At 45.1% G+C, this 22,151-nt stretch carries 17 protein-coding genes; 13 read left to right on the forward strand and 4 right to left on the reverse strand.

The features are described 5' to 3' along the window. Positions 1 to 362 precede the first annotated feature (362 nt). Positions 363 to 2,813 (reverse strand): glycyl radical protein, encoded by a 2,451-nt coding sequence (locus FFM80_RS12790; protein WP_137641153.1) that lies wholly within the window; start codon positions 2,811 to 2,813, stop codon positions 363 to 365. Between the two features lie 952 nt (positions 2,814 to 3,765). Then, entirely contained in the window at positions 3,766 to 4,524 is a 759-nt protein-coding gene (locus FFM80_RS12800) for a DeoR/GlpR family DNA-binding transcription regulator (protein ID WP_137641155.1), read from the reverse strand. A 146-nt stretch (positions 4,525 to 4,670) separates the two neighbouring features. On the opposite strand from FFM80_RS12800, the gene FFM80_RS12805 reads away from it, so the two are divergent. The 7 genes from FFM80_RS12805 (at position 4,671) to FFM80_RS12835 (ending at position 11,670) form a co-directional block, all read left to right on the forward strand. Further along, complete coding sequence (locus FFM80_RS12805; RefSeq protein ID WP_137641156.1) at positions 4,671 to 5,477, forward strand: glycyl-radical enzyme activating protein; 807 nt, start codon at positions 4,671 to 4,673, stop codon at positions 5,475 to 5,477. Positions 5,478 to 5,495: 18 nt separating this feature from the next. Beyond that, the gene (locus FFM80_RS12810) at positions 5,496 to 6,221 is read left to right on the forward strand and encodes a VIT1/CCC1 transporter family protein (protein ID WP_137641157.1); all 726 of its coding nucleotides are present in this window, start codon (positions 5,496 to 5,498) and stop codon (positions 6,219 to 6,221) included. Positions 6,222 to 6,295: 74 nt separating this feature from the next. Next, positions 6,296 to 6,835, forward strand: coding sequence for a GNAT family N-acetyltransferase (locus FFM80_RS12815; RefSeq protein ID WP_137641158.1), 540 nt, complete (start codon positions 6,296 to 6,298; stop codon positions 6,833 to 6,835). Positions 6,836 to 7,572: 737 nt separating this feature from the next. Beyond that, positions 7,573 to 9,081 (forward strand): MFS transporter, encoded by a 1,509-nt coding sequence (locus tag FFM80_RS12820; RefSeq protein ID WP_137641159.1) that lies wholly within the window; start codon positions 7,573 to 7,575, stop codon positions 9,079 to 9,081. Between the two features lie 74 nt (positions 9,082 to 9,155). Further along, positions 9,156 to 10,109: a zinc-binding dehydrogenase gene (locus FFM80_RS12825; protein WP_137641160.1), complete on the forward strand. Its 954-nt coding sequence runs from the start codon at positions 9,156 to 9,158 to the stop codon at positions 10,107 to 10,109. Beyond that, positions 10,106 to 10,648, forward strand: coding sequence for a GNAT family N-acetyltransferase (locus tag FFM80_RS12830; RefSeq protein ID WP_137641161.1), 543 nt, complete (start codon positions 10,106 to 10,108; stop codon positions 10,646 to 10,648). The genes FFM80_RS12825 and FFM80_RS12830 overlap by 4 nt, the downstream gene beginning before the upstream one ends. A gap of 86 nt (positions 10,649 to 10,734) precedes the next feature. After that, positions 10,735 to 11,670: a DNA/RNA non-specific endonuclease gene (locus FFM80_RS12835; RefSeq protein WP_379853061.1), complete on the forward strand. Its 936-nt coding sequence runs from the start codon at positions 10,735 to 10,737 to the stop codon at positions 11,668 to 11,670. A gap of 41 nt (positions 11,671 to 11,711) precedes the next feature. Here FFM80_RS12835 and FFM80_RS12840 read toward each other — a convergent pair whose 3' ends face one another. Both FFM80_RS12840 and FFM80_RS12845 read right to left on the reverse strand, forming a co-directional pair. Then, complete coding sequence (locus FFM80_RS12840) at positions 11,712 to 12,179, reverse strand: VOC family protein (protein ID WP_137641163.1); 468 nt, start codon at positions 12,177 to 12,179, stop codon at positions 11,712 to 11,714. A gap of 586 nt (positions 12,180 to 12,765) precedes the next feature. Next, complete coding sequence (locus FFM80_RS12845; RefSeq protein WP_137641164.1) at positions 12,766 to 13,032, reverse strand: hypothetical protein; 267 nt, start codon at positions 13,030 to 13,032, stop codon at positions 12,766 to 12,768. Between the two features lie 178 nt (positions 13,033 to 13,210). Here FFM80_RS12845 and FFM80_RS12850 point away from each other — a divergent pair, with 178 nt between their 5' ends. From FFM80_RS12850 to FFM80_RS14740, 6 genes are all read left to right on the forward strand, one after another. Then, positions 13,211 to 13,540, forward strand: coding sequence for an ArsR/SmtB family transcription factor (locus FFM80_RS12850; RefSeq protein WP_137634953.1), 330 nt, complete (start codon positions 13,211 to 13,213; stop codon positions 13,538 to 13,540). Between the two features lie 88 nt (positions 13,541 to 13,628). Continuing rightward, positions 13,629 to 14,183 carry a TetR/AcrR family transcriptional regulator gene (locus FFM80_RS12855; RefSeq protein ID WP_223877366.1) on the forward strand — a complete coding sequence of 185 codons (555 nt, stop codon included), beginning with the start codon at positions 13,629 to 13,631 and terminating at the stop codon, positions 14,181 to 14,183. Between the two features lie 36 nt (positions 14,184 to 14,219). Beyond that, positions 14,220 to 17,624 (forward strand): YhgE/Pip family protein, encoded by a 3,405-nt coding sequence (locus tag FFM80_RS12860; protein ID WP_223877367.1) that lies wholly within the window; start codon positions 14,220 to 14,222, stop codon positions 17,622 to 17,624. A 399-nt stretch (positions 17,625 to 18,023) separates the two neighbouring features. Then, the gene (locus FFM80_RS12865; protein WP_137641166.1) at positions 18,024 to 19,775 is read left to right on the forward strand and encodes an ABC transporter ATP-binding protein; all 1,752 of its coding nucleotides are present in this window, start codon (positions 18,024 to 18,026) and stop codon (positions 19,773 to 19,775) included. Beyond that, complete coding sequence (locus tag FFM80_RS12870) at positions 19,775 to 21,553, forward strand: ABC transporter ATP-binding protein (RefSeq protein ID WP_137641167.1); 1,779 nt, start codon at positions 19,775 to 19,777, stop codon at positions 21,551 to 21,553. Before FFM80_RS12865 ends, FFM80_RS12870 begins: the two co-directional genes overlap by 1 nt. 22 nt (positions 21,554 to 21,575) lie before the next feature. Further along, a complete protein-coding gene (locus FFM80_RS14740; protein ID WP_263390498.1) occupies positions 21,576 to 21,698 on the forward strand; it encodes a hypothetical protein in 123 nt (40 codons plus the stop codon). The last annotated feature ends 453 nt before the right edge of the window (positions 21,699 to 22,151 follow it).

Here is a 22,151-nt window from a genome sequence, read left to right on the forward strand (position 1 = left end):
GGGCTTTGACTAACCCGGAAAAATCACCGGCTAAGTCAAACGACACCACTGAGCCAATTCTGGCCCGCCCGCCGTTAACTAACAGATATTAAAAAATTAATGATTGATTATTTTCAGTTCAGTCATTTAGCCGAGCCGTTGGGTCTTAAAATGCTCAGCCATGCCATTGGTCTTAGTGCAAGTGGCTTAGGCCAAGGTCAGCAGACCGAGATTTGGCTTCAAAATGATCCATGGCGTGCCAGCGTTTTAGGAATCAACCAGCAGGCGGCAATTTCAACTGGCCCCAAACGTCGTCAATCTTGCATAAGTAAACCAAAAGCGCCTTAGCAAAATCTGCTAAGACGCTTTTAAACTAGATTGTTTTAAAGGGATTGTTCCGTCCGTTCGATAATATCATCTTGGGTTTCTTTCGATAAGCCCACGAAGAAAGCGGAGTAGCCAGCGACTCGAACGATTAAGTCCCGGTGTTTAGCTGGGTGATTCTGGGCATCGACTAAGGTATCACGGGAGACAATGTTGTATTGAACGTGATAACCATGTAGTCGGTTGAAGAAGGTCCGTAAGAGGGCGACTAACTTCATGCAACTTTCATCGTTACGTAAGATTTGGGGCGACATCTTTTGGTTTAAGAGCACACCACCAGTAATATCTTCTGTGTGTAGCTTGGAAACGGATTTGAAGACCGCCGTTGGTCCATCAGCATCCATGGAATGTTCTGGTGAGCAGCCTTCAGCTAGCGGTGTCCGGGCATGCCGGCCATCTGGAGTGGCCAAAGTACTGTGACCTTGACCAACGTTAGCGGAAATTGATGACGTCCCAGCGTAACGCAAGCCACCGATTGGCCCACGACCGTAACGGGTATTCTTGTATTTAGCGATTTCGTCAATGTAGGGCTGATAAGCATCTACGATTAAGTCATCCACATAATCGTCATCGTTCCCATATTTCGGAGCGTCATTGATTAACAGCTGACGAATCTTTTCACCATCTTCACCAGCAAAGTCGGACTTTAAAGCCGCCCATAACTGTTGCGTCGTGAGCTGTTTTTCTTCAAAGACTAACTTCTTAACAGCCGCTAAGGAGTCGGCTAAGTTGGCAATCCCAACTTGTAAGCCACTAATGAAGTCGTAAACGGCGCCGCCTTCTTTAATAGTCTTGCCACGGCCGATGCAGTCATCCGTTAAGACGGAGCAGAGAATATCAGGATAGTTTTGTTCCAAAGCTAGGTCACAGCTGTTTTCAATAATGACACTTTGACGCGTCATTTCGCGTAAAGCTTTGTCCCAAGCAGCCATCAATTGGTCGAATGAGGTCATGTCGGTGAACTTGCCGTAGTCCGGTAATAATCGTTTGCCAGATTCTGGATCAATCCCGCCGTTCATTACGATTAAGAGCACTCGTGGGAAGTTGATAAAGCTCATCCCGGTACAACGATAGCCCCATTTACCAGGAATCGCCGTTTCAACACAGCCAATCGCACTGTAATTATAAGCATCTTCTTTTTTAACGCCACGCCGCATAAAGGATGGAATGATAACTTCGTCGTTGTTGAAGGCGGGCATCCCTAAGCCTTGCTTAATAACTTCGACACATTCCCGCATGAACTTATCGCTTAAGCCTTTATGGTAACGAACGGTTAAGTTAGGTTGTGGCAAGTGGGCTTGTGCGATCGCCCGTAAGATCAAGTAGCTCATTGGATTAACGGCGTCCTTGCCATCAGGGGTTTGACCACCAATGGTAATGTTTTGGTAAAGGGGACTGCCGGCTGAGAATTCCGTATGTTGCCATGACCGAACCTTGTTGATGGTTAAGGTCTTCAGACATAAGTTGGTTAAGAGTTCCGTGGCATGATCAGCATCAATCTCACCAGTCTTTAAGTCATGTTCGTAAAATGGATCCAAGTATTGGTCCAAGCGGCCGTATGAGACGGAGTGACCATTGGATTCAATCTGTAAAGTCAGATGAACTAACCAGACAGCTTGAATGGCTTCATAGAACGTATCGGCTGGTTCATAAGGAACTTTAGTTAAGATTTGAGACATCTTTTCAAGTTGCGCTTTACGAGCTGGATTAGTGGCACTAGCAGCTTGCTTAGCAGCTAATGCGGCATAACGCTTAGCAAAGTTATGAATGGCGTCGATGACAATTAAGCCGGCTTTGTAGAAGTAGTACTTCTTTTGACTAGGAAAGTCGGTTAAGTCTAAGTCAGCTAATGCAGCTTTGATGCGGTCTTCGTACCATTTTAAGCCTTTGTTGACGACGTTCTTGTAGTCAACGGCAATGTGCCCATCACCAGAAGTAATGTTCCCGTCAGCGCCAATTACGCCGAGGTCGTAGAAGATTCGGCTGGCTTCTGGAAATGACTGATAGCCACGATCTTCCAAAGTATTGTGCTTCCAGAATGGCGCAATTTCGCGAAGTTCTTTTTTAGAGTCTTCCGTAATATAGAAGACATCGCCAGGGCGTTTTTCAAAAGTATCGAGTTCGTCGATGACCCAGTTCATTGAATATTCTGGGAAGACAGGGGCCCAGCGGTTTTGCCGCGCCTGGTTCCCGGCTAACAGGGTATCGTCTTCGATAAAGATACTCATCTTGGCGAGGACGTTTTCAAGCATCTTAGCCCGTAAAATATCGACTTGTTCATCTTGATGGGCTTTGTAAGTTTCGGTCGTGAGGATGGCTCGTTCAGGGTCAACGTACGGCTTAGCATCAATAATACTGTCACGGAACCGGTCCATCATTGGGGTTAGTTTGCCAAAGTGATTCTCGGTTTTAGTTGTAGTGGTTTTATTTTGGGTAAGTGTCGCTGTCATAATACGTTCCTCCTGTTGTTCGAAACTAATTTATCTTTCTTACGTAACTAATCATAACATGCCTACCGATGACGTCAAGCGCTTTCAAGTAAAACCAGGATTCTCAAGCAAAGTTCTTTTAAAATGCACGGATGTGCAACTAACTAACAGTGAGAATGCGTGGTGTTAGTTGGATTAAATTGCCACTCTGGTTGGCTCAGAATCGGCTGGAACGTGGTGGCCATGTTTGCGAGCCAAAAATCGGTCTCGCAAGCCGGGCTTTATCTAAGCCGAAAACCACGACTAAGATAAACGACACCACTGAGCCAATTCTGGGCCGCCCGTCGTTAATTAACGGGAATTTAAAAGTTAACGATTGATTATTTTAAGTTCAGTTATTTAGCCGAACCGTTGGATTCTAAAATGCTCAGCCGTGTCGTTGGCCTTAGTGCGAGTGGTTTACTCGGGCTTAGGCCAGTTTTGAAGATCATTGTTTGGCTTCAAAATGACCCACGGCGTTCCAGCATTTTAGAATCCAACCGGCAGGCGGCAATTTCAACTAGCACCAAGCGTATTGAGGAGACTAAAAAACGCCTAGGACGTTAATCCTAAGCGTGGTCGTGATTGGCTAATGCTCATTATGCATATTGATTAATAGCTTGTGCTGTTTAAAACCACGTTGTGTGAGTTGCCAGTCGCTTTCTTTGATCCGTTCCATTAGTTTTGTGTTGGACATGATTGCGAGAGTTTCCATAATTGATTCATAGGTATCTACTGAGAGAACGACAATATTGTTGTTGAATTTGGGCTGGTTACGGTTGGCGGTTTAGGGGTATTGTTTACTTGGTGCATGTAAGACTTAAGATTTTGTCGGAAGTCAGTATAGCTGGTTGTTTGCATATTGGCACATCCTTTCCATCAGTATACCGTTTGCTAAGTAAGCGTTGAATAAAAAACGCTTAGGACGTTAATCCTAAGCGTGGGTCTCGACTAATTGGGTCCGAATATCATGGCTAATTAGTCGTTGTTGTAGGGTGGTCGAAATATCAGTATCGGTAATGACCGTGTTGACCTGATCTAAACTGAGTTGGCGCACGGTACTTTTCGCATCGAATTTGCTCGAATCGGTCAAGATAATCGTGTTGTCAGCGTTGTCCGCCATGGCCTGTACGGTATCGGCCCGCATAATGTCATTACTATAGAAGCCAAAGTGTGCGTCGAAGCCATCCGTCCCGACAAATAGCTTGTCAGTGTGGAAGTTCGCCAGCATGGCTTTGGTCAATGGACCGACCGCCACTTGTGAGTCTGGCTGGTATTCGCCGCCTAAGACGTTGACGCGAATATTGGGGTAGTCGCGCACATAATTTGCAATGAAAAATGAAATGGTGATAATTGTGACGTGTTGGTTGGCTTTCGCGAGTTCTTCGGCCATCAGCGCACAAGTTGAGCCGGATTCAATCATGATGGTTTCGTTATCCTGAACCGTTGCGGCGGCCGCTTGGGCGATTTGGCGTTTGACGTCATAATTCTGGGCTAACCGGAACTTCAAGTCGTTCGGATTATTGATAATGGCAAAGCCGTGTTGCCGTTGTAGTAAACCGCGGTCTTCTAACTGGGTCAAGTCCTTACGAATCGTGACTTTCGAGACTTGCAGTAGATCAGCGAGCTCATTAACTTCGATTTTTTTTCGTTGGTTGACGATTTGGAGGAGTTGTTCGTTACGTTTGTTCATTAGTCTCACCATCCTGTTGCTTTCATTATAGCACGGTTCGTACCGTAAACGAATCATGATTACTTTCTTTCGAAAGAACAACTATTTACGTTTGATAACAAGTGCGTTAGGATAGAGTCAATCAATGACAATAAGGAGTGACCAAAATGGCAACAGTAACCACAACGACGACACCGCTGAAAGGGCTCGTCTTCAATATTCAAAAATTCAGTATCAATGATGGCCCGGGTATTCGAACGGTGGTCTTCTTCAAAGGTTGTCCATTGCGGTGCAAATGGTGCTCGAATCCTGAGTCGCAATCGGGCGTACAAGAATCAATGTATGACGAACAAACGGCTAAAGAAACTATCGTCGGCGACTACATGACGGTGGATGAAATTATGAAAGTGATTTTACAAGATCGCGATTTCTATGAAGAATCTGGTGGCGGGGTGACTTTTTCCGGTGGTGAAGTGTTATTTCAAGCGCCATTTGCCATTGAACTCGCTAAAGCCATTAAAAAAGCTGGCATTCATCTGGCTTGTGAGACGACTGGGTATACCACGCCAAAATTATTTAAAGAATTTATGTCATACATGGACTTTATGTACTATGATTGTAAGCAATGGGACCGCAATCAACACCGGGCGGGGACGGGTGCTGATAACACGGTTATTTTGAAGAATTTAGAAACCGCTGTCAAAGCCCATAAGACAATGATGGTGCGGATTCCGGTCATTCCAGGATTTAACTATACGTTAGCCGACGCGGATCATTTTGGCGAGTTGTTTGTAAAGCTTGGGGTACCGGAAGTTGAATTACTCCCATTTCACCAATTTGGTTTGAAGAAGTATCAAGATTTAGGTCGGAAATATGAACTGGAAGATGTTAAACAGTTACAAGCAGAAGATTTAGTTGATTATAAGCAGCATATTGAGCAACACGGCATTAAAGTTCGAATTAATGGCTGGTAGCCAGGGGAGCGGATACTGATGGAATTTTCATTACGAGCATATTTTAAACACACCATGTTAGCGGATCGGTTAAACATTATTCGGGCCGGTATTTTAGGCGCCAATGATGGTATTATTTCGGTCTCTGGGATTGTATTGGGAGCGATGGGGGCTAACTTTTCGAGTAATTATCTCTTAGTCTCTGGTGTCGCTGGCATGTTAGCTGGTGCTTGTTCAATGGCTGGTGGTGAATATATTTCGGTCAGTGCCCAACACGATATTCAAAAGAATACGGTAAAAAAAGTTTTGAGTGAAACGGCTGCCACGCCCGCAATGTCGCGGCAACATATTGTGACGACTTATTTAAAAAAAGGATTGAGCAAAAAGACTGCTGAAACGGTCGCCGATGAATTAATGGCGCAAGTCAATATTCAAACGCAGGTCAATGACGAGGTCGCCGATACGTATCAGATTAAAGTTGGTCATTATTTAAACCCGTGGCATGCGGCGGCGACATCGTTCTTGTCGTTTATTGCGGGGGCACTGATTCCATTGTTAGCGATGACGTTAATTCCAAATCCATATAAAGAACTAGGCACATTGATTGCGATGGTGATTGCTTTAGCGTTGAACGGGCTAGTCAGCTCACATTCGCAGACAATGTCGACCAAGCAGACGATGTTGCGTAATATTATCGTCGGTTTACTCACAACGGTGGTAACGTTTGCTTTGGGGGCGCTGTTCCATACCACGATTGGTGTTTAGAACTTATGAATTGAAAAATGACGGTCAGGTCGTATACTAAAACAATTAAACCGTAATTTGGAGATGTCATAAACATGCAACCAATTTTGACAGAACGACTAAGTATTCGACCGATACGTCCTAGTGACCATGATGCGTTGCAGGCGATGTTGCTAGACCCGCGAGTTGTTGCGTATTTGCGTTACCGCGCATTAAAGACGCCCGCTGATTTTGACGACAGCTTTAAAACCCACTTCTTGACTGATGTAGCGACGACCTTTGGTATTGAGACTAAAAGCGATCATCAGTTGATTGGCTTCTATGAATTTCACCCGGAAGAAACGACTGGAATTTTAACTTATGCCTTGAGTCCCAGTGCATGGGGCCATGGCTATGTGGCTGAAGCTGGTCGGGCGATGATGGCGTATGGGTTTGAAACGCTGGGCTTTGATGAGCTACAAGCGCACTATGCGGATGCCAATCCTAATTCTGGCCGGGTGATGGCTAAGATGGGCATGCATGATCAAGGTGAGCTTGAGACATTTACCCTGGATAGTGGTGAGACGGTACGCGTGCTGGCTTATCATTTAATGAAGTCGGACTGGCAAGCAAATCGTCAAGCCGATGCTGGGTAAATCATGGTTTTAACTGAAAACCGTCACACTTTTTTCATAACTCGCGCCTATACTATGGTCATTGTCAATTGAGTAACGCTTATTTGGCGATAATGCACCAACCCTAACCTAAATACTTTAAATGTGTGAACCTCAAGAAAATTGGCCACGATGTTTCGGCATGGTGGCTTTTTTTGTGCCGATTTTTCAGAAAATAGCGTGGTGTGATTCCTGAAAATAGTGTAATCTTAGAAGTGCACGAAAAACTTATTCTAAAATAAAAATTAGCGTGAGGAGGGTGTCACTCTGGTTGGGCCAGAATCGGCTGGAACGTGGTGGCCGCGTTTATGAGCCAAAGTGCGGTCTCATAAGCCGGGCTTTATCTAGGTCGGAACCCACGACCAAGATAAACGACACCACTGAGCCAATTCTGGCCCGCCCGGCGTTGATTAACAGGTGTTTATGAATAGTAACCGGTCACTTTAGCTATTTGGTTAGAGTACAAATTAATTTTGACGGGACCAGAAAAATAATGAGTCAGTTATTTAGCGAAGGACGGGCTGGATGATGCTCAGTGGTGTCGTTTGACTAAGGTCGAGTGAACTTCTCGTCCTTAGTCAAAGCCCGGCTTGGAAGACCGACCTTTGGCTTCCAAACGCGGCCACCACGTTCCAGCATCAATTCAGACCAACCGTAGCGGCAATTTAAGTGATACATGAGTGGAAAATACATAGAAAAGTGTAGAGAGGAAGTTAGTGGTGTCGAAAAAAGTTGTGATGATTGTGACAGTTGCGTTGTTGTTATCGAACGCGATGAATGGGCTAGATAGTACGATTATTAGTACCGCGCTACCTGCAATCATTAGTGATCTGCATGGGATTCAATTGATGGGGTGGATCGTGGCCGTCTTCTTATTAGGCGGTGCGGTAACCACGCCGTTATGGAGTAAGTTGGGCGAACGCATTGGCAATAAGCAGGCCTATCAGATTTCGACCACGATTTTTGTGATTGGGGCGTTGCTAGAAGGTCTAGCGCCCAATATTATTTTCTTGATTATTGCCCGGACGGTTATGGGGATCGGGAGTGGCGGAATGACCGCTATTCCATATATTATCTATGCTGAGATCTACCACGATCCGATTAAGCGCGGGAAGGTCTTTGGCTACGTCACCGCTAGTTTTAGTACTGCCGCCATTATTGGTCCGTTAGTCGGCGGCTTTATTGTTGATAATCTTGGCTGGCATTGGGTATTTTATATCAATGTGCCGATTGGCTTGGCGTCGATTGCCATTATTCAAGCGTTATATCAAGCACCTAAAATTACCAAAACAGCGTCAAAAGTGGACTACCTGGGTGCGGCTTTGTTAACGAGCGGGTTGGTCAGTCTGCTAGTCGGCATTGAAATGATTGGTAAGTTACCAATCATTGGGGTAGGGTTGATCTTGGCCTTAGCTTTGGCCTTATTAGCCGGCTTAATGGCCGTTGAGCATCGGGCGGTTGACCCGATTATTCCAAGTCGGTTGTTTAAAAATCGTTATTTAGTGGCGTCATTTGTCATGTTCTTTTTGATTTATGGCTTTTTCGTGGGGTTCAATGTCTATGTGCCAATGTGGGCGCAAGGATTATTGGGAACCACGGCGGTTATTGGTGGTGTCACTCAGATTCCTGGGTCAGTAACGAACTTCTTAGGCGCTCAGTGGAGTTCTAATCACGAGCAAAAATGGTCGACGCGGACGATGGTCATGATTGGTTTCGCCGGCATGTTGATTGCCTGTGGGTTACTGGCAGTCGCCGGCTTACGGACGAGTTATTGGTTCTTATTGTTAGCTGGAGCATTTCAAGGCTGCGGGATTGGGATTTGCTTTACCGTCTTGCAAGTCAGCGTGCAACAACAAGCAGCGCATCGCGATGTGCCGATTGCGACCTCGTTTAGCTTGTTAGTCCGGATGCTCGGTCAGACATTTATGTCTTCAATCTATAGTGTGGTTTTAAACCAATCACTAACGTCCGGCGTGGCCCAATCGCATGGCAAGATTACAATGAATATGTTGAATGAATTGAGTGACGCGAACAGTGCAAAACGGTTGCCAGCGCAGCTTATTCCAGCGATGCGGACAATCTTGCACACTGGCTTGCATCATATTATGGGCTTAGCGTTAGTTTTACTAATCATCGGTTTAGCAGTTAATATCTTCTGGTTCCGCAAACCACACGCGCATCATCACTTTAGTTTGAAAATGTCTAGTTTAAGTCATCATCTTAATTAAATTTAGTTGACCGCTTTAGTTGTTGCTAGGGCGGTCTTTTACTATACTTGACTTTAAACGGAGGCAAATAAGCAATGCGAGCAATAAAAGTGCAACAACCAGGTGGTCCAGCCGTCTTAGCGGTGAGTGACGTACCAACCCCGAGCGTTAAGCCCGGCTGGTCATTATTAAAAGTGCGCGGTTTTGGCATTAATCATTCTGAAATTTTTACGCGTGAAGGCAAATCACCAAGTGTTCAATTTCCACGTATCTTGGGCATTGAAGCCGTGGGTGAGATTGCGGCGACGACCGATGCAACTCGCTTGCCGGTTGGTCAGCAAGCCATGTCAATTATGGGCGAAATGGGTCGAGCATTTGATGGCAGTTATGCGGAATATGCATTGCTACCAAATGATCAACTGTATCCCATTCATAGTGAGCTAAACTGGGCGGATTTAGCAGCCATTCCGGAAACCGGTTATACCGCGTATGGGGCTTTATTAGGGTTACAATTACAGCCACAACAAAAACTCTTGATTCGTGGTGGTACGAGTGGGGTCGGCGTGATGGCCGTCAAGTTAGCCCATGCCATGCAGCCAGATATTCAAGTGTTTGGCAGTACCCGTAATGTGGCTAAACGGTCTGAATTACAGGCAATCGGTTACGATGATGTCATTGGTGATATCGATGGCCAACTGCAGACTGATCAACGGTTTGATCGTATTTTGGATCTGATTGGTCCTGCCACAGTCCCCGATTCATTACAATTTTTGCGTCATTTTGGCATCGTGAGTTCAACTGGCGAATTAGGTGGCGTCTGGACATTAGATCAATTTGATCCGATTATGCAGATTCCAAATGACGGTTACTTAACAGCCTTTTACTCCGGTGAAGTGGTGCAGTCACAGTTAGATGACCTATTGGCGCTAATTGCTGATCGCCATGTTGATGTAACGCCAACTAAAGTTTTTGATTTAGATGGCGTGCAAGCCGCCCATGAATACCTGGAAAGCGGCCATAGCTTGGGCAAAGTGGTGGTCTTGCCATGACGACGGTCAAGATTCGACCCGTCAGGCCAACGGAACTAGATGAACTCTGGCAGATCGGTTTTAGTCATCCTGATGCGGAGTGGCTTAAATGGAACGGGCCTTACTTTCATGACACGTTGCCGAGTCAGATCGTCTTTAACAGTTTAATTGGACCGCATGATTGGCTGACGGATCAGCGTAACTGGGTCATTACCGTGGATGAAGCCATCGTCGGTAGTGTCAATTATCACTTTGTGGATGGGGACTTGGAGCGGTGGCTAGAAGTGGGAATCCTAATTTTTGATAACCAGCGTTGGGGCCAACATATTGGTCGCCAGGCGTTATCGCAATGGTTGGATCATTTATTTAACGACGTGACAGCCTTGCCACATATTGGGTTAACCACTTGGTCGGGCAATCAGCGGATGATGCATCTGGCGACAGCGATTGGTTTGAACTTAGAAGGTCGAATACCGCAAGTCCGTTATTGGCAAGGTCAATATTATGACTCAGTTAAGTATGGTATCTTACGGTCTGACTGGCTTAACCGACGTCAATGAAATTTGACTTCAAAAACGTTTGTTCCCCTGGCCGAAATACGGTATGATAGAGTCACAATCTAAAAAGATGGGGCGGAATGAATTTGATGAAATGGTTACGATCAGCGACCTTAATGGGGATTTTGAGTTTAGCGCTGTTGCTCGGCGGCTGCAGTAGTTTAGACCAATTGACGAGTGATAGTGGTTCGAGTACGACTAGCAGTAGCGACACCACGGCGACTGCTGGGAATGTGAAAGGAACTTATGCGGCGTTAGCTAAGCAGGATTATAAATCTGGCAGTGCGGCTGCAATTAAGGTGAATAGCGGTAAGAGTACGTTGAAGGCGAGTCTATGGAAGCATTCCAAGATCGATTATGGGAATCTTGATAGCTTGAATCGGACGACCACGGACACGGCTTATTTGAGTAAAGCTAATCTAGGGCGTTCAGCTGGCCGAACTGCACAGACTTGGAGTCCGACTGGTTGGCATAATCAACCAATTAAAGTTAACGGTAAGCGGGTCTATCCACAGAACCGCGGACATTTAATTGCGTATACGTTATCGTTTAATTTAACCAACACCGGGGTCTATAAAGCTGGTGAAGATGGTAGCTTGGACAATCCGAAGAACTTAGCCACACAAACCGCTTATTCTAACCAAAAGACGATGCAGATTTATGAAAATCAAGTGCGAACGGCGTTGGAACAAGGTAAAAAGGTCATCTACCGGGTGACAACCGTCTTTCGGGGGAATGAACTAATGCCACGGGGCTATTGGTCACAAGCCGTATCCACCGATGGTAGTGTCAACTTCAATGTTTACATTTGGAACGTTGAACCAGGCGTTAGCTTTGACTATGCTACGGGTCGCGGTAAGGCCGATGCCAGTATGCAAGTCGCTGGAGCGGATAAAGTGACGACTAGCAATAATACGAGTAATCGTTATTCGTCGAAGCGGCCAACTACGACGAAACAAGTTGAAAAAGAACTAGCTAAGTATGGGTATAAGTACGTCAAAAAGGCCTATAATCATGCTAAATAAACAAAGCGTGTCTGACAATTTTGCCAGGCACGTTTTTGGGCTTAATCGTTTTGATGATCAGCGGCGATTGACCAAGGTGACGTATGGAGCATCCAATTCACGCCGAATTTATCGGTGAATTGGCCCATTTTACCACCCCAGAATTGTTCGGCAAATGGCATATTGATCGTCACTTCACCGGAATCAACGAGGTGTTGGTAAAAGTCTTCAGCCGCTTGGTTGCTAGCCTCATCTTCGCTATTAATATCAATCATTAAGGTGATTTGTTCAGATGGTTGCGGGGTGCCCCGAAACGCATCGGCACATTCGACTTTTGTGCCTAAGATAGTAAAGCCGCCGTGCATCGTCATACTGTTCAGGTCAGCGTCGGCCGGCAAGCCAAATTGCTGGGCTTGTTCAGGCTTGGGACTTAGACGGTAGACATCAGTGGCCCCAAAGACCCGTTGATAGTAGTCAATGGCAGCTTTTGCATTTTCAAAAGCAAAGTAAGGATAGAGTTGGGATTGCATGTTGGTCATCTCCAAAGCGTAATTTATGATGCACTCAAATTGTAGCATTAACCGTTTCCAAGCGCGACAATTAGGGAACGCGACAGTTTTAATTTTTTGTCGCATTTTAGGACAAATTAATTTAAGTAGACTGGCAACCGTGGTGAAAGCGGTTATACTTAGGTTCATAGCGTTGCTTAACCGCCGTTAATTGCTATTTTCTCTTAAATTTATTAACAAGTAGCGCTATACCCAAACGAATCGAGTCATCGGTTAATCCTTCCCAGAACGACCTGTGACTTTTCCATAACGGTGATCAGGCTCCCAACTTGATCATTGCGAGTTATCGTTTGAATGCAATTACCCTTTGAGTACCTAGCCATTGGTTGGGTGCTTTTTTTGTAGCGTGAGAGGTACAGCGGGTTGGGGTCGAGCATTGCCTAGCTAAGCCAATGACTCGGTGGTTTGTCCGAGTTTTTGGCTTGGCGTAGCAAGCGGAGTCCCCAGCTGTGCCGAACACGTTTCGGCAAGTCAGTAAAAACCACCAACCAAAAAAATCCCGACCAGCAACGGGGGCAGTCCGTTACCAATCAGGATGCTAAGGCGTTTAGATTAAAAACAACAGCCAACCAGCCAATGCTAAGGTCAGTAAATCAATCAAAATAAAGCAGGCGGCGTTAGTATGGTGGATGGCGCAGTAACTATCGTAACCGGTCACACCAATGATTAAGCTGAGTAATCCAATACTTGAGTACAACATGACGAGATCATTCTGGTGCAAGGCTAACGGCAATAATAAGACTTGAATTAAAATCCAGCAACCAGTTAGTAATAATAATCTAATTAATAAGGACGCTTGACGTAAGGGTTTCATCAGACTGCGCCTCCTTTAACATCTTGATTGTAACCGTTTTCTAATTAAGCCAGAAGCGCAACAAACTGAATGTGTTTTAGAATCAGACAATTTTTAAAAGGTGTTGCAAAAATTTTTTAAATGGTTTACCATTGATTCATTCCAATATTAGAATATAAGAATGAAAGGGGCTAACCAGATGAATCCAAACGAAGCGGCTTTACAAGAGTTCCGGGATACGATTCCGATTTTCGAAGTACTAGCTGATGAACGTCGCCAGCAGATTATGATTGAATTAACCCAGCATGCTAAAGGGTTAACGGTCGGGGAATTAACTAAGATCATGCAAATTTCACAGCCAGCGGTCTCACATCAACTAAAGACTCTAAAGGATCATCATTTTGTGAGTGTTGAACATCAAGGTACTCGTAACTATTATCGGGTGACGTTCGATGGTCCACTAACGAAAGTCGAGCATCTGATCCACACATTACGGGAAGATTTGAAGCTCAAACCATATTTACATTAGGGAACTAAAATCGTTGCCGCGAGAGCAGCGTTGTTTTAGGCCTATTTCATTCTAATATTCGAATGCATGAATAAAAGAGGCCAAAGGGGTGGTTACAATTTCGATTCGCACGGAGCTAGATTTGCAGCGCGCGATGTACCAATTATTGGAACAGCGGTCGATGTCACAAATTACGGTTGAACAGATTTGTGCGCAGGCGCTGATCCATCGCAGTAGCTTTTATCGATATTACACCGATAAATTCGACTTGCTAGCGCAAATGGTGATGCGCGCAATTGAAGAAATGCTGGCGGCTGAACAAACTAATGCCGCTGGCTCGGGAGTGATCGCGCGCTTTATTGGCACGCATACTCAGATTTTACGGCATTTATTGGTAACAAATACTGAAGGCGACAATGATCGCTCGCAACGCGTGATTAATGATTGTTTTTTGACCATTGCACAAGCGGGAGCGAATGATCGGGTCTTCGTGATGATGCGCAATGCGTCGCAACCGGATTTAACGGCTTACTTAGTGAGCGGGGCGATTACGAGTATTGTGCAATGGCTAAGTAGTGAAGGGCTCGACGGTGGGGCGCCGCAGATTCAAGCGGCAATCGAAAAAACGTTAGCGACGTTTTTCTCACTTGAACAGCACACATAATTTATTTTTGGTGAAGGAAGGTTCCATGTTGTGAAGATGATTAGCGGGGAATGGCGAGCAATTCGTCATAGTAAAATACTTTGGATTTCAGTATCAGTCATGATATTGATTCCGTTTTTGTACAGTGTCTTCTTCCTGACTTCGGTCTGGGATCCATATGGAGATACAAAGAACTTACCAGTTGCGGTCGTAAATAATGATAAACCGATTAACTATCAAGGAAAGCGGTTCGCAGTTGGGGAAGAATTAATTAAGAATTTAAAGAAAAATGATCAATTAGGATGGCACTTTGTTTCGGCTGATAAGGCGGAACAAGGCATGGCAACTCACAAATATTATACTGTCGTGACGATTCCAAGCAATTTTTCGCAACACGCAACGACGGTGACGAGCAAAAATCCGCAACGAATGAAGTTACATTATTCAACCAATGCGTCATTGAACTACATCGCTAAGGTCATTAGTGATGCGGGGGCCACGCAGTTGAATCAAAATGTCCGGGCCGCCGTGACTAAAGCCTATGCGGTCACGATGTTCAAGCAAGTTAAGACGGCTGGCGAAGGTTTCAGTAAAGCCGCTAAAGGTGCTAGTCAGTTGAAAGACGGGACGGTCGTTTTACAGTCCGGCTTAAAGACTTACACGACCGGTGTCCATACGTTGAAGAACGGAACGACTGAGCTAAATACCAAGGTTAAACAGATGCCAGCTGGGATGAAGAAGTTGGTTGATGGTAGCAGTGCGTTGAAGACTGGCTTAGATACTTTGAACGGTAGTACTGGGGCGTTGGCGAGCGGTGTTAATAAGTTAGCTGATGGTTCTGGTCAAGTGACGAGTGGTTCTAAGCGAGTTACTGATGGTTTAAGTACTTTGAATGGTAAGACAGGTACTTTGGCAAGTGGTGTCAATAAGCTAGTTAAAGGTTCCGGTCAGGTGACTAATGGTTCTAAAAAAGTTACTAGCGGCTCTAAAAAGGTTACTACTGGGTTAGGAAGCTTAAATAATCAATCAAAAATTTTGTCAAATGGTGTTGTTAAACTAGCAGATGGGTCACAGGCTGTGGCGGTTGGTATTACGACCTATACTGATGGTGTGTATACCTTGTCTACCGGCTTAAAAACTTTAAACAGTAAAACTGGCGAACTTTCCAGCGGTGTTACGCAATTGACGAATGGTTCACGAAGTTTAGCTGATGGTGTTTCACAATATACTAGTGGTGTAGCTACAGCCAATGATGGTGCTAATCAGGTTTATGGTGGACTGTCGAAGTTGCAGAATGAAACTAGTGGCTTAACTACTAGTTCAAAGCAATTGTATGAGGGTTCTAACTCGTTGTTAGGTGGAATTAATCAGGCATTACCAGGAAGTCAATCAGTGGCAAGCGGGACAGCAGCTTTAAGGGCTCAATTACCACTAGCACAAGGAAAAGTGTCTGACTTAAAGAGTAATATGGACAATTTAATTGCCCTATTATCTGCTAATACTCCAGCGAATGCCAATACATCTAAAATTCAACAATTAACTAGTGATATGCAAGCCAAAACCAATCAATTAGCTTCAACCAACGATGCGGCTACAACAATTACTAAAAGTGCAGGCACTAGTGCTGATGAAATCCGGAACAAAATTGCACCTGTAGCTCAAAAGGATGGTTTGACTCAAAAACAAGTTGATGATGTAGTTAATTCTTTAAAAGGTACCAGTCAAGATAGTAGTACCACAACGACAACAACTGATAATACAGCAAATGCGGCTAAGTCACTTCAATCTGATGTTACTGCTTTGAAACAAGCCACAACAAGTATAGCTAGTGGTAAAAGTAATACTTCTGTTGAGGTAGCCAAAGGGATTAATGAGGGTATTCAGCAGTTAAGTGATCAATTAACTGCGTTGGAACCGAATCTACAGGCATTAAGTGATGGATCAGCGCATTTGGAAGATGGATTAGGTAATCTCAAAAGCGGAGCCACCGATTTAAATGCTGGTCTTAAGTTGTTAAATGATCAAACACCAACAATGATTAGCGGTATTTCAGATTTAACTGACGGTTCTAAGAGCTTAGCTAATGGGACATCTCAATTAGTCGGTAAATCGAGTGATTTGAATAGTGGTGCCAGTCAAATGAGTTCCGGCTTGACGTCATTAGATGGACAAGTGCCCACTTTGGTTAGTGCCATTGGTCAATTAACTGCTGGTAGTCAACAATTGACTGGCAATTCAGCCGAATTGAAAGATGGTACTAAGACACTTGCAAATGGTCTTTCAACTATTGGTGAGAATGTACCAAAATTAGTTTCAGGAGTGTCACAATTATTTGCCGGGTCTAGTCAAGTTACGGTTGGTTCTAACAAGATAACCTTGGGATCTGGTCAAGTGACATCTGGGTTAGTTACAATGAACAGCCAAGTACCGACCTTAGTTAGTGGTGTACAAAAGTTGTTTGCTGGTTCAAAACAAGTAACTAATGGTTCCGGTCAAGTCACTAACGGCTTAGTTACTTTAAATGGTCAAGTGCCAACCTTAGTTTCGGGTGTTCAAAAACTCGATTCTGGTGCGGGCCAATTAAACGGTGGGCTGCAAACCTTAAACGGGAGCACTGGTCAATTAGTTTCCGGCGTACAAAAACTGGCCGACGGGGCTGATCAACTGGATGCTAACTCACCAAAACTCTTAAGCGGAACTAAGAAGCTTAAGAATGGGAATGGCACGTTAGCCAAGTCCTTACAAAGTGGGGCTGATACGGTTAACGCCACTCCATTGAAGAATGCGAATGCCCAAATGTTCGCAACGCCTTCAAAATTAACGCATTCCAACTATAGTTATGTACCAAACTATGGGCATGCGTTAGCGCCTTATGTCTTATCGTTAGCGCTCTACGTTGGGGCAATCGTCTTTAACTTCGCTTATCCAATTCGGCGGATGTCAGATGATGATGGAACAGCTACGGAATGGTTCTTAAGCAAGTTAGCAGTTGGGGTACCGGTTGCCATCTTGATGGCCATTATCGAATGTGTTGCCTTATTGATCGTTGGTTTGAAGCCAATCAGCATGGCTGGTTACTTCACCACGGCGATTATGATTGCGCTGGCGTCGATGTTCATTGTCATGTTCTTGTCAATGCTATTGGATAACCCAGGTCGATTCTTGGCCATGGTCTTACTGATGTTGCAATTAGGTGGTTCTGGTGGGACCTTCCCAATGGAAATCACGAACCATTTCTTCAATGTCATTCATCCATACTTGCCATTGACTTACTCCATCTTAGCATTCCGGGAATCATTGACCGGTGGCTGGGGTACCGGGACGTTCGTGTCATCAATCGCGATGTTAGCGTTATTCGCGATTGTCGCATTGGGCTTGCTCTGGGTCTCAATGGTCTTCTTAAAGAAACACAATATGCAAGAACCAGCTGAAGCACCCATTCAGATGAAAGCTGGCAAATAAACGTTAGTTTTTTACACGTCATTCAGACTAAAACTGGATGGCGTGTTTTTTATTCCGCGATAATCAGTCAATTAATTAAATTTACAACTTAGAATGAATCAACGCTGATTTATAAGTATCCAGTAATTAACGGCGGGCGGGCCAGAATTGGCTCAGTGGTGTCGTTTATCTTAGTCGGTGATTTTCCGACTTAGATAAAGCCCGGCTTGGAAGACCGTTCTTTGGCTTCCAAACGCGGCCACCACGTTCCAGCCGATTATGGGCCAACCAGAGTAGCAGTTTTAAGCTAACTAGCAGTGAACGAGCGCTAACAGAACAAAATATCCAGCTTTAAACAAAAAATATGATAAACTTAGTGCTTGTTTAATTAAAATTTAATTAATATTTTGGAGGTGCATCGTGAGTATCTTTTTAAAGCTTGGCTGGTATTTTCGCCGGGAATGGAAATTATATTTAGCTGGGGTGATTGGACTCATTTTAACGGCCATTATTGGAATTGTGCCACCCCGGATTATTGGGAACGTAGTCGATGGCATCGACCAGCACACGTTGACCGCGCGCTCGTTAACGGTGTACTTAGCCATTATTGCGGTCGCAGCGATTGGTCAGTATCTGACCCGCTATTTATGGCGCAATGCCATTTGGGGTGGTGCAGCTGGCTTAGAACGAACACTGCGAGAACGGTTGTTTTGGCATTTTATGAAGATGGATGCGACCTTCTATCAGACGTATCGGACGGGGGACTTAATGGCCCACGCTACGAATGATTTAACAGCTATTGAACGGGTGGCCGGTGGCGGTATTTTACAATTCGCCGATTCAATTATTACGGGTGGCACAACGTTGATTGCGATGATGATGTTGATTGATTGGCGATTAACGATTATCGCGGTGGTACCTTTTCCGCTGTTAGCGGTCGTGTCGTGGTACTTGGGGCAAAAGATTCACGTCGCTTTTCGGGCGTCACAAGCGGCTTTTTCACGGCTGAATAATAAAGCCCAGGAAAGCATTAGTGGGATTAAAGTGATTAAAGCGTTGGGGCAAGAAAAAGCCGACGTCAAAGATTTTAATCAGCAGATTGACCAAACTATTAAGATTAATCGGCGCGTGAATATTCTGGACTCGTTATTTGATCCTGCGATTACATTTATTATTGCGGTCTCATATGCAGCCACAATTGTGTTGGGTGGCTTGTATGTTACCCACCATGTGATTACGATCGGTAATCTGGTGTCATTTATTACGTATTTAGGGATGATGGTCTGGCCGATGTTTGCGGTTGGGATGCTCTTCAATACGATGGAACGAGGCAATGCGTCATATGATCGGGTCATGGATTTATTAACGCAAAAAAGTGCCATTGTTGATCAAAAGCACGGCCTAGCGCAACGTCCAACGGGAGACATCGACTATCAAGTTAAGCAATTTAATTATCCTAATGATGCGGGGACTAGCTTGCGTGATGTCCAGTTTCAATTAAAAGCTGGACAGACGCTCGGCATTGTCGGCCGAGTGGGGGCTGGTAAATCCACCGTAATGAAATTGATTTTGCGAGAATTTGATAACTATGACGGTCAGATTAGTTACGGTGGTCATGATATTAAAGCGTACGCGTTGGATAGCTTCTTGCCGGCCATTGGGTATGTGCCCCAGGATAGTTTCTTATTCTCCAACACGATTCGGGAAAATATTCGTTTCGCCGACCCCACGGTGAGTCAAGCAACTGTCGAAGCTGTCGCGGCTAAAAGTGATTTGAGCGATCAGATTGCGGGAATGACGGCTGGCTATGATACCCAAGTTGGTGAAGAAGGGATCTCCTTATCTGGTGGGCAGCGTCAACGCTTAGCAATTGCGCGGGCGTTGTTGATTAATCCTGAGTTACTGATTTTAGATGATGCGTTGTCTGCCGTCGATGCCGAGACTGAGGCAGAAATCTTGGCTAACTTGAAAGCTGAACGTGCGGATAAGACTACTATCATTGCGGCTCATCGCCTAAGTTCGGTGATGAATGCCGATGAGATCATTGTGTTGGAGGCGGGCCAGATTGTTGAACGGGGAACCCACGCCGAATTGATGCAACAGCACGGTTGGTATGCGCAGATGTTTACCCGGCAACAACTTGAGACTAAAGTGGAAGGGGCGGTGCAATAATGGCTGAACGTCAATCAGTGTGGGCGCGCAGTATGCCCGTTAAAGAGCAATTGACGGTGATTCGTCGGCTCTTGCCATATGCGAAGCCGTTTAAATGGTTCTTTATCACGACTATTGTCATGTCTGGCCTCATTAGTCTGGTCAATATTTATCTGCCAAAAGTCTTACAAACCTTTATCGATCACTACTTACGAACGGGACATGCTACGGTGCCAGTGATGTGGTACTTTGCCGGGTTGTATTTCTTCGGGATGTTGACGCGAGCGTTGATGCAATTCTTCCAGAACTTTACGAGTACGATGGGTGCGGAGTACATGCTTGAAAATGTCCGCCGTCAGATGTTTGGTAAGTTGCACCGGATGGGCATGCGCTACTTTGATCAAGTTCCAGGCGGCTCAATTCTGTCGCGATTAACTAATGATACAATGTCATTTTCGAACTTTTGGGCGTTGTTTAATACGTTATTTACCGCCTTTTTTGCGGTAATTTCGTCATTTTTGGCAATGTACTTTACGGATCATACGATTGCGCTGTGGTTGTTAGTCTTTATGCCGTTTTTAAGCTTAGCAATCTGGTACTATCAGCGTTATAGTTCGCGGGTCTATCGGCGGATGCGGGAACGGCTGAGTGAACTGAATACGAAGTTAAGCGAAGCGATTACTGGCGTCAGCGTGATTCAACAATTCCGGCAGGAACGGCGGATTAATGGTGAATTCGACCAGACTAACGATGCTTACTTTAAGACGCGCCAAGCGATGATTCGGACGAACGCGTTGTTACTGAGTCCGATTATCAACATGTTCTATGCGCTGGGGACGGTGATGATTTTAGGTATCTTTGGGGTGCGCGGGTTAAATGGCTACGTGGCTGCCGGGGTCGTCTATGCGTTTATCACGTATTTGAATAATTTCTACAATCCACTGACCTCAATGATGGATAACTTGTCAGACTTTCAAGATGGGGTCGTTGCTGGTTCACGGGTGTTGCGGGTCATGGATGACACCACCATGGCACCCGCCCAGCATGCCGATCCGAAGGCGACCATTACGCGTGGTAAGATTGAATTCAAGCATGTGACTTTTGCATACGACGGGGTGCATCCGGTGTTAAATGATGTATCCTTTGTGGCTGAACCGGGTCAAACGGTGGCACTAGTTGGTCAGACTGGAAGTGGCAAAACTTCGACGATCAATGTGTTGATGCGCTTCTATGAATTCCAGTCAGGGGAAGTCCTGATTGATGATCGTGATATTCGCGAATATCCGGCGCAAGAATTGCGGCAAAAGCTCGGCTTAGTCTTACAAGAGCCGTTTATGTTCTATGGTGATATCAATTCGAATATCCGGATGTTTAATGATCGGATTTCGGATGAACAGGTTGAAGCGGCCGCCAAGTTCGTGAAGGCGGATGAGTTTATTAATGATTTGCCCCAAAACTATCAATCACGGGTCATTGAACGTGGTGCCAGCTATTCATCTGGGCAACGGCAATTGATTTCATTTGCCCGGACGATTGTGACGGATCCCAAGATCTTGATCTTGGATGAAGCCACGGCAAATGTGGATACCGAAACCGAAGCGATGATTCAAACGGGGCTAGATCGGATTCAACAAAACCGGACCACGATCGCGATTGCTCATCGGTTATCAACGATTCAAAAGGCCGACTTGATCTTAGTCTTACACCAAGGAAAAATCGTTGAACGCGGGACGAATGACGATTTATTAAAGCAACGGGGTTATTATTATGATATGATTCAGTTGCAGAATACGAAGTAAGTCAACAATGAGGTGACAACGAATGCAATCCAAACAATCACGACTGATGCTGATTTTGAGTATCATGAATTTTGGCTATGCAATCTGGCGCTGCTTGCGGATTGTTAACCCCAAGTCGTTAAAAGTTAAATTCAAAGAAAAATAAGTTAAGGAACTATTCGAGTCGACCAACGTGAACGTGACGCTGGTCGACTTTTTTGGTGCGCCCGGCATGGGTGATAACTAGGCGGTGAAAGTCCGCTGTGGGCCGTAATAGTCGGAACCACGAGCTGAGGGCAAGGGTGTCCATCGTGAGGTGGAATCTGAAGGAAGCCTAAAGCAAAGTACTGAACTGATGAATAAGAAGTGGCTATAAGGCTAGAATCATCTGGATGAGGTCGCCAAACATACCGAAGTCCGATACTATTTGAGGATGATTAGAGTAAAGCCAACAGTTGCATGGTACGAAAGCTATCATTCTTACCCGGGGAGGCCTGATTTACAAGTTCCCGACTAGAACGCCGATATGGTGTACAGGAGCAACCTAGCCAGTGATGGTCAGCTGAGTATTTCAGGAGTCAGCCGAGGTCATAGTAGTCCACCGATTGGTGGACGAAGG

The organism is Lactiplantibacillus dongliensis (assembly GCF_005405105.1).
GTDB classification, from domain to species: Bacteria; Bacillota; Bacilli; order Lactobacillales; family Lactobacillaceae; genus Lactiplantibacillus; species Lactiplantibacillus dongliensis.